Genomic DNA, 13,984 nt, shown 5'->3' on the forward strand with positions numbered 1-13,984 from the left:
CCGGCGAACCGGTTCCTCTACCGCGACTTCCCCGCCGCCGTGCCGCCCGTGCACTCTGCCTCCCGGCATGAGGCGTTCGGTCGGCGGCGAAGGCCGCGACTGACGTCGCCGCGCACGAGCCGATGGGGTGGCGTCATCGACCGCTTCGGCTCGCCGGCTGGTGATGGCGACCATCGGCATCGTCCGGCGCCGGCGAGGTGGCACCCGGCTCTCGATAGCGGCGATCCGGTGCGGCTACCACGTGGTGCTCTCCAACTGGCCGCCAACTGGCGGCCTTTCAATGAGGGTCGGGACGGCGGCCCGGGACGACGATGCCGTGCTCGTAGGCCAGCACGACGGCCTGGACGCGGTCGCGGAGGTGGAGTTTGGCGAACACGCTGCCGACGTGGCTCTTGACGGTGGCCTCGGTCACCACGAGCCGTGCCGCGATCTCCTGGTTCGACAGGCCTTGCGCCACGAGCAGGAGCATCTCGCGCTCGCGCGGGGTCAGCGCGGTCAGCAGATCCGGTGCCGGCCGGACGGGGTCGGTGCGGCCGGCGTAGTCCTCGATCAGGCGGCGGGTGATCGACGGGGACAGCAGCGCCTCGCCCTGGTGGACGACGTGGATCGCCTCCAGGAGACGCTCGCGGGGCGCGTCCTTCAACAGGAATCCCGATGCCCCGGCACGCAGCGCGCCGAACACGTATTCGTCGAGGTCGTAGGTGGTGAGGATCAGCACGCGAGGCGGACGGTCGGTACCGGTGAGGCGGGCGGTGGCCTCGACGCCGTCCATCCGCGGCATCCGGACGTCCATCAGAACGACGTCGGGCCGCAGCTCCGCCGCCTGCACGAGGGCCTCGTGGCCGTCCGCGGCCTCGCCGACGACCTCCAGGTCGGGCCGGGTCTGCAGGAACAGCCGGAACCCGATCCGGATCAGTTCCTGATCGTCGACGATCAGGACTCGGATCGTCATGCCCGCTCCCCGATCGGCAGCCGTGCCACGACCTGGAACCCGCCGCCCGGGACCCGGCCCGTCTCCAGGTCCCCGCCGAGCACCGCGACCCGCTCCCGCATCCCCACCAAGCCGTGCCCGCCAGGGCCCGGCTCGCCGGTTCCCGTGCCGTCGTCGTGCACCCGCACCTCCAGCTCCGCTCCGCCATAGCTCAGCCGTACCGTGGCCAGTGTCGCCCCAGCGTGTTTCAGCGCGTTGGTCAACGCCTCCTCGATGATCCGGTAGGCGGACAACTCCACCCCGCCCGGCAGGTCCAGCAGCTCCCCGGTGATCTCCAGCCGGACCGGCAGTCCGGCCGCGCGGTACCCGGCGACCATTTCGTCCAGATCCGCCAGTGCCGGCTGTGGTCGCGTCTCCGCCGCATGCTGCCCGCGCAGCAGGACCAGGATCCGGCGCAACTCTGCCAGGCTCTGCTCGGCGCTGGTCTCCACCCGCTCCAGCGTCCGCGCGGCCACGTGCGGTTCGGTCTCCAGGACGTCGCGGGCGCCGCGGACCCCGATCAGCATCACCGTCACCGAGTGGGCGACGATGTCGTGCAGTTCGCGGGCGATCGCGCCGCGTTCACGCTGCGCCGCGATCAGGTCGAGTTGTTCCCGTTCGCGTTCGAGGGTGGCGGCTCGTTCTTCCACCGCACGGACGTAGCGGCGGCGCGTCTGCATGTAGGCGCCCAGTATCCACGCCCCGATCGACACCGGCGGGCTGCAGACGTTGTCGACCTCCAGGAACACGGCCACCGGCGCCAACACCGCGAGCGAGACGCGCCGGTCGCGTGTCTCGGCGAGCGACCACAGCGCCACGACGGCCGGCGCGCCTCCGGGCGAATACCCCGCCGCCGTCACCGCGGCGGCCATCGCGACCGTCACCACTGTCACCGCCACCCCGAACCGGCGGCGGGCCAGGAGCACCGCACCGGTGAGCACGGTCGCCGCGATCGGCAGGGGGGCGGGCCGGGTGCTGCCGTTGAACAGCAGCCCGACCTCCACGACGGTCGCGGCCACGGCGAGCGCGATGTCGAACAGCACCGGGCGGTGCGCGGCCCGCGGGCCCCGCACCGCCCGGATCCTCTCCGCGACACTCACGCCAGGTCACGCCTTCGTTCGCAGCCGACCGCGACCAGCACCACCAGCACCGTCCAGACCGCGAACACCGCGCCGGCCTGCGTGACCGTGAGAGTCGTGTTGTGCGTCCCGCCCGTCATGATGCCCGCCGCGCCGAACGGCGAAAGGTTGGCCTCCCGCTCCCATGCCCCGCCCACCAGGGGCTGCACCGCCAGGTCCAGGATCAACAGGGTCACCGCGCCGATGACCGGGCTGCGGATCAGCGCGCCGAGCGCCGCGCCCAGCACCGTCGCCAGCACCAGCGCCCCGACGTTGCCCGCCACGACCTCGGCCACCTGGCCGGACGTCAGGTCCGGGCCGGGCTGGTGAGCCAGCAGCGGCAGCGCCACACCGACCGCGACGGCATTGATCAGCAGCGCCAGCCCGAGACCGGTCAGTGCATATGCTGCGATCCGCACCGCCAGAACGGTTCCGCGACCACGCCGGGCCACCAGAGCCGTGGGCGCGGCGGTCCGGTGGCGGTACTCGCCCGCCGCGCCGACCAGTCCCCACAGCAGCAGGAGGACCGGGAGCCCGGACAACGCCTCCTTCTTCTCCGGCACCTCGTCGAGCGTTCCCGACGCCACGGCGACGAGCACCGCGTTCAGGGCGGCGAAGGCCATCCCTCCGGCCGCGAATCCCCACACGGCACGGGTCGTCACCGACTTGAGCAGTTCCCCTCGAAGCAGGCCGATCATCGCTCCAACCCTCCGGTGAGCTCGAGGAACAGGTCCTCCAGCGACTCCACCTCACTGATCGGTCCCTCGTGCACCAGCCTGCCACGGTCGATGACGACCACATCGTCGACCGTCTGCGCGGCCTCCGCGAGCAGGTGGCTGGACAGCAGCACCGTGCCGCCCTTCGCCGCCCGATCCCGCAGCATCGTCCGGAGCCAGCGGATCCCCTGCGGGTCCAGCCCATTGGCTGGCTCGTCCAGCACAAGAATCTCCGGGTCGCCCATCAGCGCGGCGGCGAGCCCGAGCCGCTGCCGCATCCCCAGCGAGAAAGCGCCGACCCGGCGGCCCGCCGCCTGCGTCAACTCGGCGACCTCCAAGACCTCCTCGACGCGGTGGCGCGGCAGCCCCGCCGACAGCGCCAGCGCCCGTAGATGCGCGCGGGCCGACCGGGCGGGGTGCGCGCCGCAGGGCTCGATGTGGACGCCGATCCGGCGCGCGTCCGGCACCGTCGAGGCCAACGGCGCTCCCAGCACCGACACCGTGCCGGCCGACGGCCGGGCCAGTCCCACGACCGCCTTCAGCGCCGTGGTCTTACCCGCGCCGTTCGGGCCGAAGAAGCCCGTCACCGCGCCCGGCCTGACCGTGAACGTCAGATCGTCGACCACCGTGCGCCGGCCGTACCGTTTCGTCAGCCCCTCGACCCTGATCGCCGGAGTGGCCTTCGTCTGTGATGTCATGGCGCCCAGCTTCGGCCGCCTGTGTCTCTCGGTCATCAGACCACGGTCGAAAGCCGTTCTCCGACCGCGGCATGACTTTCGCCGGGGGGCGGTCTGCGGCCGATGCCGCCGACGGCCCAGATCGACTGCAGGTCTGTCCCGGGCTCGGCGGCGTCAGGACGCCACCGGTGTACGGGACATGCCGCACGGCAGCAACTCCAGTTCTCCACCACCTGTAGCCCCGTGCCTGCCAAGAATTACGTCCGGTGCAGGTGAGACGTGCAGGGCGTGGTTCTGGTGCGGGGCTTGATCGGTTCGCAGCGACGGGTCGTGGCGAGGCGGTCGTCGCGAGATGATGAGCGGCTGTGCGGTCGCGACTGGCCTACTTGACCGTGGCGAACACCTTCGCGGCCCTCCGCCCTCTCCCGATGACTGATCGGGACAAGGACGCTGAGATCTTGGTGTTGCGGCATCAGATCGCCGTGCTGGAGCGCCGGCTGGCCAGGAAGAAAATGCGGTTCACTGCAGCGGATCGGGCGCTTCTGGCGGCGTTGCTGCACCGGTTGCCTCTCATGGCGTTGCGGCGGATGCGGCTGTTGGTACGGCCGGCCACGGTCTTGCGCTGGCACCGCGACCAGGCCGTCGGCAGGCACGCTGCCCGCTCGCAACCCGAACGCCCGGGCCGTCCACCGACCGTCCGTTCCATCCGGCTGCTGGGCCTGGTACGGGAGAACCCGAGTTGGGGCTACCGGCGGGTGCACGACGAGTTGCTGGTGCTCGGTGTCAAGGTGGCCGCCTCGACCGTCTGGGAGATTCCTAAGGACGCAGGCATCGACCCGGCGCCCGAGCGTGCCTCCACGACCTAGGCCGGGTTCCTGCGGAACCAGGCCGAGGCGCTGCTGGCTTATGACTTCCTGGAGACGGTGACCCTCACCGGTGCCCGAATGTACGTGCTGGCGGTCATCGAGCATCACACCCGCCGGATCCGGGATTCTGGGCGCCACCGCCACCCGAACGCAGCCTGGGTGATCCAGGCGGCCCGGAACCTGGTCATGGACCTTGAGGACGCCGGCTGCCGGACACGGTTCCTGATCCGCGACCTGCCGCCGCGAGCTCCTGGACCGCACGTTGATCTGGAACCAACGGCGCCTGCTCCACGCACTCCGCGAGTCCGAGACCTCCTACAACGAGCATCGCCCGCATCAGAGCATCGCCAACGCCCGCTCGTTGAAGCCGCCGCCCCCACCGATCACGGAACCCGACGAGATCGCCCACCTGAACATCCGGAAAACGCAACGGCTGGACGGAATCCTCAACGAGTACGAACATGCAGCTTGACCTGCGTGGATGAGGTTCTCGGCAGGGACACCGTCCAGCGGCTCAGCGCGGAGCTCTGGGAGGACAACAACCGGGTCTTCTGCACGGGGATCGGGACGGCGCTGGACACCGCCAATGTGCGGCGCGGCTTCCGGCTTATCACCTCGAAGGCCGGGATCGGGGAAGACTGGACTCCTCGGGAACTCCGTCACTCGTTCGTCTCGATCACGAGTGACAGCGGCGTGCCCCTGGAGGCGATCGCCGACCTGGTCAGGCACGCCGGGACGGCCGTGACCGAGAAGGTTTACCAACACCGGCTCAGGCCGGTCATCACCCAGGGAACCGAGGCCATGAACACGATCTTCGGTCGGAGCCGGTCGGGGTAGGTCTGGGAGCGGTGGCTCCCCGTTTGGCTCCCGGACGGGCCTGAAGATCGAAAAAGGTCCCGGAGTGATCTCCGAGACCCTGCCTGACCTACTGAAACGGGGTGGGCGATACTGGGTTCGAACCAGTGACCTCTTCGGTGTGAACACGATCGATCGGACCCCAGGTAGCCAGCTTCCCGACGTCACCGCAGGTCAGACACAGTTCTTCAGCGCAGCACAGCGCACCTCAAAGAAGATCAAGTCCCTTGTGATCTCCCACTATTAACACCTCACATGCTGACGACAGATGCAACGCCCAGTAGTCGCCCGCCGGACCAGCCAGCGCCGCAAGCCCTCAGCAAGTGCCTACGGTCCTCTCGGTGAGAGATTGGTCTTGCATGTGACAGTACCGGTGTATATCAAAGCACCATAACCCATCTCCTTTACATAGTAGATTTCAAAAGCGCTCTCACCGTGGACGCTGACCGCTCACTCAACAGGTTTCCCTCTTCAGGCCAGGTGCTCGCACTGGACATCAAGGACCTGCTCCTGCGCAACCGGCGAGCCAATGTACGCCGCAAGGGCGGTGCGGTGGACACGATCGTGTGACAAACCCGCACCGCCCGGCTGCTGCCCCGGATCCAACTGGAGCTGCTGTCTGGACCGCTCACGGGCATCTACGACCCTCCTCAGGCACGCCTAGGTGAACACCACCGGGCGCTACTTCCGCGGCCGCCGAGGCGCGAATCATGGGAGATCACAATGGACTCGATCTTTCTCAGCACTGCCACGGTACTGACGCAAGCGAGCCGTCGGCCGGATGTCAGTCAGCTGACGGAGGCCGTCGGCACGGTGGCCGAGCCATTCTCGTGGAGACATCGAATCCGCCCGGTACCCGGGCGAGACCACGAGGAGCGGACCATGAACACCATCGCGCAGCACTGGATCAACGGACAGTGGACCGGCTCCGGCTCGGTTCTGGAATCGATCAACCCGGCCGACGGTACCGTCGTCGGCTCGTTCTACGACGGTGGCGAAGCAGAGGCCTCGGCCGCCGTGGACGCCGCCGCCGCCGCGTTCGCGACCACCGAATGGGCGCGCACTCCCTCGCTCCGGGCGACCGCACTCAGCCGGCTGGCCGACACCCTCGAGGCCCGGGTACCCGAGGTTGCGGCCATGTTGTCCCGGGAGAACGGCAAGCTGCTGGGTGAGACCACGTGGGAGGTCAGCGGTGCAGTCGGGTGGCTGCGGTACGCGGCGGCGTCCGCGCGCACCCAGACCGCCGGGCGCGCCGCCGAGACGGCACCCGGCCAGTACACCCACTCTGTGCCCGAGCCGCTCGGTGTCGCCGGGATCATCTCTCCCTGGAACTCCCCCATCATGCTGACCGTGCGGGCCCTGGGCCCGGCGCTGGCCGCCGGCTGCACCGTCGTGGTCAAGCTCCCGGCTCAGACGGCGCTGACCAATGAGCTCTTCGCGCAGGTCCTGGCCTCGGTCACGGAGATCCCGGCGGGCGTGGTCAGCGTGTTCACCGAGTCCGGCAACACCGGGGCCCCGTTCCTGGTCTCCTCGGACAAGGTCGACGTGATCAACTACACCGGCAGTACGCCGGTCGGGCGCCGTATCGCGGCCGCGGCCTCCACCACGCTCAAGCGGCTCGGTCTGGAACTGGGCGGCAAGGCGCCGATGGTAATCCTTCCCGACGCCGATCTGGACATGGTGATCCCGACCGTGGTGCAGTCGCTGGTGCTGATGAACGGGCAGTTCTGCTGCACCGGCTCCCGTGTACTGGTTCACCGGGACATCGCCGGCCAGGTGCGCACCCGGCTCACCGACGCCCTCGCGCAGGTGCGGCTCGGCTCGGGCGACGACGAGAAGGCCCAGCTCGGCCCGGTGATCGACCGGGCGTCCGCCGAGCGGGTGGACGCGATCGCCGAGGAGGCCGCCTCGTATGGCACGGTGCTGCTTCGCGGCGGCGTGGTCACCGACGGCCCGCTGCCCGCCGGCGCGTTCTACCGGCCGAGCCTGATCGAGGTGGAGCGCACCGACGTCCGGATCGTGCAGGAAGAGGTCTTCGGTCCGGTCCAGACATTCGAGGTCTTCGACGACGAGGACGACGCCGTGGCCAAGGCGAACGCCACCATCTACGGCCTGGCCGCCTCGGTGTTCAGCTCGGACTCGATGAAGGCCCGCCGGATCGCCCGGCGCATCCGCACCGGCACGGTATGGATCAATACCTGGGGAGCCATCAGCGAGGACTTCGAGGAGGGCGGCGTCAAGGGAAGCGGTTACGGCTACCTGTGCGGCCCGCGCGCAATCGAGGAGTTCCAGGCCCTCAAGGTGTACGTGGAGCAGGACCACACCCAGTCCGCTCACTGATCAGATCATGACCTGGTCCGGCGCCCACCTGGGCCCCCGGGCCGTCCCCCTGCACGGGAAGGTTGCACTAGGCGTCGATTCTGATCACCGGGGCGACGAACGGTCTTGGTATCGCTCTGGCTGAGGAGCCTGCGGAAGCCGTGCACCGGTTGCTTCTGCACTGTCGTTCCCCGCAGCGACTGGTGCCGATCGCGCAGCGTTTCGGGGCCGAGCAATACATCGCCGACCTGTCCGCTCTGGCCGAGACCCAGCGACTCGCGGCCGAAGTGGCGGCACGGCACGATCGCCTCGACGTGCTGGTCAACAACGCGGGTGTGGGCTTCACCTGGAACGGCACCATCCGAAGCATGTCAGCAGACGGATACCAGCAGCGGCTGGCGGTGAACCATCTGAGCCCTGTGCTGCTCACCCGGCAACTGCTGCCGCTGTTGCGCGCGGGCAGCCCATCACGCAGCACCAACACCGCCTCGGTCGCGCAGGAACCGATGGAATCAAAACGATACGCAGCAATTCGATTTGGAGTGGTCCATGAGCGAGGGAATTGTTTCCCATGCCTACGGTGCCGACGATCCTGGACTGCCAAGCCCACCTGCAGTGACAGACATCCGGCACACGCTCCGGGAGCAGAGCCGGAACGCGTCCGCGAATGCCGAACCCCGGCTCGGCCCCACCGTTCCGGCCGTCGTCCGGCGTTGGAAGCTGTGGCTCCTCACCGTGTGCGGTATCTACCCCACCATCGTCCTGCTGGGCCTGGCCACGAACTCTGTTCTGGAGGATCTGTACCTGCCGGTGCGACTCGCTGTACTCGTCCCGGCGGCGGCAGCAGCGATGGTCTGGCAGATCATGCCCCGACTGCAGCGGCATTTCGGAGCTTGGCTCACCAGATGACAAGCAGCCCGGCTCCGCCGCCGGTGTCCTCCGCGGCGCCCGCACACCACAGACCAGTGCGCAGCCTCACGGCGCGAGACCGCGACGAGACCCACCGCGGCGTCTCTTCACTGGAGCTCTTCTTCGACCTGTGCTTCATCGTGGCCATAGCCCAGGCAGGCGCCCAGTTGGTGCACGCCATAGTCGAGGGACACGCGGGCGAGGGGATCCTCGACTACTTGATGATCTTCTTCGCCATCTGGTGGGCGTGGATGAACTTCACCTGGTTCGCCTCGGCTTACGACAACGACGACGTGCTGTACCGGATCGTCACGCTGATTCAGATAGCCGGCGTGCTTGTCCTGACGGCAGGCGTCTCCCAGGCGTCCGAGGAACAAGCGTACCTGGTCGTCATCCTGGGCTATGTGATCATGCGGCTCGCCATGACGGCGCAGTGGCTGCGCGTGGCGCGGTCGAGCCAGGGCCCCGAGCGGACGATGGCGCTGCGGTACGCCATCGGGCTGTGCCAGATCGGCTGGCTGGGGCTACTGGCCCTGCCGGAGGCCGGCCGCCCGTGGGTCTTCCTGGTGATGGCGCTGCTGGAGATGGCCGTACCGCTGTATGCGGAGCGGGCCCACCCCACGCCCTGGCACCCCCACCACATCGCCGAACGGTACGGGCTGTTCACGCTCATCGTGCTCGGCGAGACCATCGCGGCGGCGACCGTCGCCGTGAAGTCGGGGATCGACGAGCACGAGGCCCTGGGTGAGTTGCTGCCCATCGCCGCCGGCGGACTGCTGATCATCTTCGCCGCCTGGTGGGTGTACTTCGCAGTCCCCATCCACGGGCACCTCCGCTCCAACCGGCAGTCCTTCCTCTGGGGCTACGGCCATTACCTGATCTTCGTCTCGGGTGCCGCGATCGGGGCCGGCCTGGAGGTGGCGGTGGAGCAGGCGGTGGGCAAGGCGCACCTTTCGGCGCTGTCGGCGTCGGCGGCGGTGACGCTGCCGACAGCGCTGTTCCTGCTCACGGTGTGGGCGCTGCACTCGCGCTTCTACAAGGTGGGGATCGCCCAGCAGTCGGTGCTGCCGGCCACTGCGCTGCTGGTGGTCGTCTGTACGTTCCTGGGTCACTGGGCGGTGCTCGCGGCGGGGCTGGTGGCGGCGCTGGCGGTGGCAGCCGGAGTGACGCTGAAGACGCTCGGGACGAGCCCGGAGCGCAGGAGGGGCGAGGAAAGCGTCGCGGTGCCAGTTCTGTGAGGGAACCCTCGCCGCCGCGGGAACCTGGCCGGCACAGCGTACGACGGCGCCCGTGCCGTACGCCCGGTGCACCTGCTCAACGACGGCGACACGTTGTTCACACCGGCGGCGGGGACGCGCCCGCTCGGCACCGCGAACCCGCCGCCCCTGGACGACGTCCTCACGGCAGGGCGCGGACGCGGTGACCCACGCGACCGTACGCGCTGTGGGCACCGCCGAGTGGGTCACGCACTCATCGACGGAGCCGAGACCACCAAGGTCCTCAACGCCGCTCAGGCCGCCAACGTCGACGCCACCCACATCACCGTCATCAGCCAACTCGAAGGGCTCTCCGGGACGGCTGACATCGAGGACCTGTTCTCCACCAAGGACTACCTCTGGCTCCACAACAGGGCCACGTCACCATCAACGAGGCAGACCTGATCGCTACCGACAAGCACTTCCCGATCCTCAAGCGCATCGGGATCGCCCGGGAGAAGCAGAACAAGCCCCGGGACTTCGACCACGTCGGCCCCGCACACAAGCTCACCCGCGACAAGGAAGCCTTCTTCGAGCAGGTCGACAACGAGACCCTCGACCGCTTCGAGACGGTCTTCAAGAAGCTCAGGGCCTGAACCTGCAGGCAGCACGGAACCTCGGGAATCTGCATGACGGCCCGGGGTCGCGCGCGCATGGATGCGTCCAGATGGGTGACCGCCTGCGGACTACCGGCGTCATGCCCACTCAACCCCCAGCACCCGCAGCGCTTCCCACTGCTCTTGACTGAGCCCGTCTCGCCTCGTACGGGTGCTCGATGTCCACGCACCCAGTTTCACGACCACCAGCCAGATCAGGGATCCGGGTCGGTAGACCCGGGTGCGCAGTAAGGCCGCGATGGTCGCTGGGTCGCGCGGGGTGGAGAAGTGGAGCAGGGCGGACTCGGCAGCGGCGTCGGCGTCGGCGTGTTCCTGGTCTTCGCCGTCGTCCTCGCCGCCGGTGCCGGCGCCGAAGCTCCGTCCGTCTTCGTCGTGTCGGACGTGGATCTTGTGCTGTCCGCTGGTGTGGGCGCGGGAGGCGAGCTGCTCGACGAGTCGTTCATCATGACTGCGCAGGCCTCGGAGGACGGCGACGAGGGGGCGGTAGCTGGCGGAGGCGACCATGTCGGCCGGGTCTTTGCCGGACGGGAGAAAACCAGCACGATGATCCGCGCGACCTTGGTGCCGTCCTTGCGGTGGGGCTGCAGCGCCCGACGGGTGTTCTGCATGATCTTCGTTTGGAAGCTGCGGGTTTCGGCGAAGCAGATGGCTTCAGGCTCCGTTTGCCGGTGGGTGCAATATTTCCTGGTCAGGTAGCGTGGCGAGTGTTTCGATTGCTTCGCGAGGCAGGACGAGAGACGCGGCGGATGTGGGCGAAGTCAGGGACAGGCATAGGCGTCGGCCCGACCGGGCTGGTCGGCCGGGAGGGCGAACTCGCCGAGCTTGCGGCGTTCCTGGACATGGCCGGGTTGGACGGAGCTGTCCTGCTGCTCACCGGTGATCCGGGCGTGGGGAAGACGGCCCTCCTGGACGCGACCGCCGAGCTGGCGGTGGCGAGGGGAGGACGGGTCGTCCGCGGGAGCGGTGTCGAGTACGAGACGGACATCAGCTTCGCGGGGCTCCATCAGCTCGTCGGCTCGCTGCCGGACGAGCTCGGTCGTCTGCCGCGCTCCATGCGGGAGGCCCTCGAGGTCGCCCTCGGTCTCGGCGCCGGTCCCGCGCCGAGCCGGATCGCCGTCCTGAACGCGGCACTATCCCTGTTCGACGAGGCCGCGAAGGAGCGGCCGTTGCTCCTCGTGGTCGATGACCTTCATGCCGTCGACCAGGCGAGCCGGGCTGCGGTGGGTTTCGTCGCCAGAAGACTGGGGGGCCGCCGCATCGGGCTGCTCGGAGCGCAGCGGGCGGAGTCCGGCGAACCCTTCCGGTCCACCGGTCTGCCGGAGCTCGAGGTCGCGCCGCTGGGTGACGCGGACGCCCTGCGGCTGCTGTCCCGGCGCTTTGCTCACCTTCCCCGCCGGGTTCTTTCGACCGTGGCCCACGAGGCGCAGGGAAATCCCCTGGCGCTGCTCGAGTTCGCCGGGTCCACCAGGGTGTCCGGCGACCAACACGGCCAAGGGGCCGGGGGGGCGAGCGGCCCGGGGCGGGATGTCCGCGCTCTGTACGGCGCCCGCGTCGGACGACTGCCGCGGGGAACGCGCGAGGTACTGCTGCTCGCGGCTCTTGAGGGCTCCGGCGACATCGGCGTCCTCGAGGCAGCCGGCGGGCCGGGCATCCTTGGGGAACTCGCTCCCGCAGAGCGTGACCACCTGGTCATGGTCGCGGAGAACGGCCGCGCGGTGCGCTTCCGGCATCCGCTGGTCAGGACCGCGGTGGTCGACGGTTCCACCGGTGAACAGCGGCGCGGCGCCCACCACCGACTGGCCGACGCACTGGCCGACCAGCCCGAGCGGCACGGTGATCACCTCGCGAGAGCCACGACGGCGCCCGACGAGGCGGTCGCCGCCGTCGTGGAGTCGGCGGCCCGGAGCAGCCTGCGGCGCGGTGACGCTGACGGCGCGATCGCGAGATTGCGGCGCGCGGCCGAGCTGAGCCCCGACCGAGCGGACCGCAGGCGCCGCCTGTCGCAGGCCGCCTACGCCGCCGCCTGGGTCGCAGGCCATCTGGAGGTCAGCCACGAGATCATGCGTGAGGTCGAGGGCGATCCGGCGGCCCGGTCGCTCTCGGCGGCCGCGACGGCCGGCTTCCTGGTGCTCGTCACGGAAGGCGACGCCGATACGGCCCATGCACTCCTGATGGAGGCGGTCGAGCAGGCCCCGGTGATGCCCGGACCGCCGCGTGAGGAGCTGGAGACCGCGCTGTTCACCCTCACCCTCGCCAGCCAGTACTCGGGTCGGCCCGAGCACTGGCAGCCTCTGGTCGACGTGCTCGCCCGGTTCCCCGAGGCGGCGCCCGCCGCCGCGGCGTCGCTGGGGCGCCTCCACCACGACCTCGGCTCCGTCACCGACGGCATGCTGCGCCGCCTGGACGAGGAGATCGCGCGGCTGAGGGACCAGAGCGACGCCGACGTGGTCATCCGCACCGCCCTGACCGCCTCGTACCTCGACCGGCTTCCGGGCTGTCGCGAGGCCGTGTGCCGGGTCATACGCGACGGCGGTGCGGTGGGGTCGAGCATGCCGGCCCTGATGTTCGTCGCCCTGGACGACCTGTACGCCGGCCGGTGGCAGGCGTCGGCCGGCGCTGCGGACGAGCTCATCGCACTGTCCGAGGAGATGGGGTACCACCTGTTCGCCCAGGTGGGGCACTACGTCGCTGCGATGGCCGCGGCCCAGCGCGGCGCCCTCGACACGTGCCGGGAGCACTGCGAGGACATCTGGGGGTGGTCGGGTCCCAGGGGCCTGCGGCGGCTGGAGAACTGCGCCCACCAGGCGGCGGCCCGGGCGGCCGTCGGCGCCGCCGACTTCGAGACGGCGTTCCGGCACGCCACGGCGATCTGCGCCCCGGGTGTGCTGCCGCCGTTCAACCCCGAGGCCGTGTGGTCCGCGCCGGACCTCGTCGAGGCCGCCGTGCGCTCCGGGCGGCACGCGGAGGCGCGACGGCACGCGGACGCGCTGCGCGACTCCGGTGTCGGTCACCTCTCGTCGCGGTTCGCGCTGAGCGCGGCCACGGTCACGGCGATGACATCGGCTGCCGAGGACATGGTCCGGTGCTTCGAGGAGGCGCTCGGGCTGCCGGGCGTCGAGCAGTGGCCCTTCGAAGTCGGCCGTGCTCATCTGGCGTACGGCGAGAGGCTGCGCCGTCAGGGGCTCAACCGCGAGGCCCGGGTACAGCTGGCCGCCGCCCGCGGCCGCTTCGAGGAGCTCGGGGCCCGTTCGTGGGAGGCCCGGGCCGCAGCGGAGCTGCGCGCCACCGGGATGACGCGGACCGGCCGGGGCAAGGCTGGTGAGGCCCTCACCCCGCAGGAGCTGCAGGTCGCCAGGCTGGCGGCGACGGGGCTGTCGAACATGCAGATCGCGTCACGTCTGTTCCTTTCGCCGCGGACCGTGTCGTCGCATCTCTACCGTGTGTTCCCGAAGCTGGGGATCACGTCGCGGGCCGGGCTCCGCGACGCTCTGGAGGCACTGCCTCCCGAGCCTCCGGCCACCCCGCCGTGAGAGCTACCGGTCGGGTCTCAGCACTGCCACGGTACTGACGCAAGCGAGCCGTCGGCCGGATGTCAGTCAGCTGACGGAGGCTGTCGGCACGGTGGCCGAGCCATTCTCGTGGAGACATCGAATCCGCCCGGTACCCGGGCGAGACCACGAG

General features: G+C 69.8%; 13 protein-coding genes and 2 pseudogenes. 11 read left to right on the forward strand and 4 right to left on the reverse strand.

Annotated elements, in window-relative coordinates; genetic code table 11:
* Positions 1–277 precede the first annotated feature (277 nt).
* Genes J4557_RS40515 through J4557_RS40530 form a run of 4 tightly spaced genes read right to left on the reverse strand, consistent with a single transcriptional unit; the run spans position 278 to position 3,502 of the window.
* On the reverse strand, positions 278–952 hold the full coding sequence (locus J4557_RS40515) for a response regulator (protein ID WP_208272136.1): 675 nt from the start codon (positions 950–952) through the stop codon (positions 278–280).
* A complete protein-coding gene (locus tag J4557_RS51950; protein WP_208272137.1) occupies positions 949–2,070 on the reverse strand; it encodes a sensor histidine kinase in 1,122 nt (373 codons plus the stop codon). Before J4557_RS51950 ends, J4557_RS40515 begins: the two co-directional genes overlap by 4 nt.
* Positions 2,067–2,786: a hypothetical protein gene (locus J4557_RS40525; RefSeq protein ID WP_208272138.1), complete on the reverse strand. Its 720-nt coding sequence runs from the start codon at positions 2,784–2,786 to the stop codon at positions 2,067–2,069. Before J4557_RS40525 ends, J4557_RS51950 begins: the two co-directional genes overlap by 4 nt.
* A complete protein-coding gene (locus J4557_RS40530; RefSeq protein ID WP_243777139.1) occupies positions 2,783–3,502 on the reverse strand; it encodes an ABC transporter ATP-binding protein in 720 nt (239 codons plus the stop codon). The genes J4557_RS40525 and J4557_RS40530 overlap by 4 nt, the downstream gene beginning before the upstream one ends.
* 407 nt (positions 3,503–3,909) lie before the next feature.
* Between J4557_RS40530 and J4557_RS40535 the strand changes: the two genes are divergently transcribed.
* The 11 genes and pseudogenes from J4557_RS40535 to J4557_RS40575 all read left to right on the forward strand — a co-directional run bounded on the left by J4557_RS40535 (position 3,910) and on the right by J4557_RS40575 (position 13,833).
* Complete coding sequence (locus tag J4557_RS40535; protein WP_208272140.1) at positions 3,910–4,347, forward strand: helix-turn-helix domain-containing protein; 438 nt, start codon at positions 3,910–3,912, stop codon at positions 4,345–4,347.
* A gap of 262 nt (positions 4,348–4,609) precedes the next feature.
* A complete protein-coding gene (locus J4557_RS50260; protein ID WP_243777140.1) occupies positions 4,610–4,819 on the forward strand; it encodes a hypothetical protein in 210 nt (69 codons plus the stop codon).
* Positions 4,820–4,824: 5 nt separating this feature from the next.
* Positions 4,825–5,184 carry a tyrosine-type recombinase/integrase gene (locus tag J4557_RS50265; protein ID WP_307800493.1) on the forward strand — a complete coding sequence of 120 codons (360 nt, stop codon included), beginning with the start codon at positions 4,825–4,827 and terminating at the stop codon, positions 5,182–5,184.
* Between the two features lie 453 nt (positions 5,185–5,637).
* A complete protein-coding gene (locus J4557_RS51265; RefSeq protein ID WP_279576358.1) occupies positions 5,638–5,772 on the forward strand; it encodes a hypothetical protein in 135 nt (44 codons plus the stop codon).
* A 312-nt stretch (positions 5,773–6,084) separates the two neighbouring features.
* Positions 6,085–7,542 carry an aldehyde dehydrogenase family protein gene (locus J4557_RS40545; RefSeq protein WP_208272141.1) on the forward strand — a complete coding sequence of 486 codons (1,458 nt, stop codon included), beginning with the start codon at positions 6,085–6,087 and terminating at the stop codon, positions 7,540–7,542.
* Between the two features lie 83 nt (positions 7,543–7,625).
* Positions 7,626–8,054, forward strand: a pseudogene (locus J4557_RS40550) (SDR family NAD(P)-dependent oxidoreductase); the annotation flags it as partial.
* Positions 8,055–8,070: 16 nt separating this feature from the next.
* A complete protein-coding gene (locus J4557_RS40555) occupies positions 8,071–8,430 on the forward strand; it encodes a putative antibiotic biosynthesis monooxygenase (RefSeq protein ID WP_208272142.1) in 360 nt (119 codons plus the stop codon).
* 113 nt (positions 8,431–8,543) lie between these two features.
* Positions 8,544–9,668 (forward strand): annotated as a pseudogene (locus J4557_RS40560) (low temperature requirement protein A); the annotation flags it as partial.
* Between the two features lie 219 nt (positions 9,669–9,887).
* Complete coding sequence (locus J4557_RS40565; RefSeq protein ID WP_208272144.1) at positions 9,888–10,091, forward strand: hypothetical protein; 204 nt, start codon at positions 9,888–9,890, stop codon at positions 10,089–10,091.
* Between the two features lie 479 nt (positions 10,092–10,570).
* Positions 10,571–10,999, forward strand: a complete 429-nt coding sequence (locus J4557_RS40570; RefSeq protein WP_208272145.1) for a hypothetical protein — start codon at positions 10,571–10,573, stop codon at positions 10,997–10,999.
* A gap of 50 nt (positions 11,000–11,049) precedes the next feature.
* On the forward strand, positions 11,050–13,833 hold the full coding sequence (locus J4557_RS40575) for a helix-turn-helix transcriptional regulator (RefSeq protein WP_208272146.1): 2,784 nt from the start codon (positions 11,050–11,052) through the stop codon (positions 13,831–13,833).
* Positions 13,834–13,984 lie beyond the last annotated feature (151 nt).

It is taken from the genome of Actinomadura nitritigenes (assembly GCF_017573545.1).
Lineage (GTDB): Bacteria > Actinomycetota > Actinomycetes > Streptosporangiales > Streptosporangiaceae > Spirillospora > Spirillospora nitritigenes.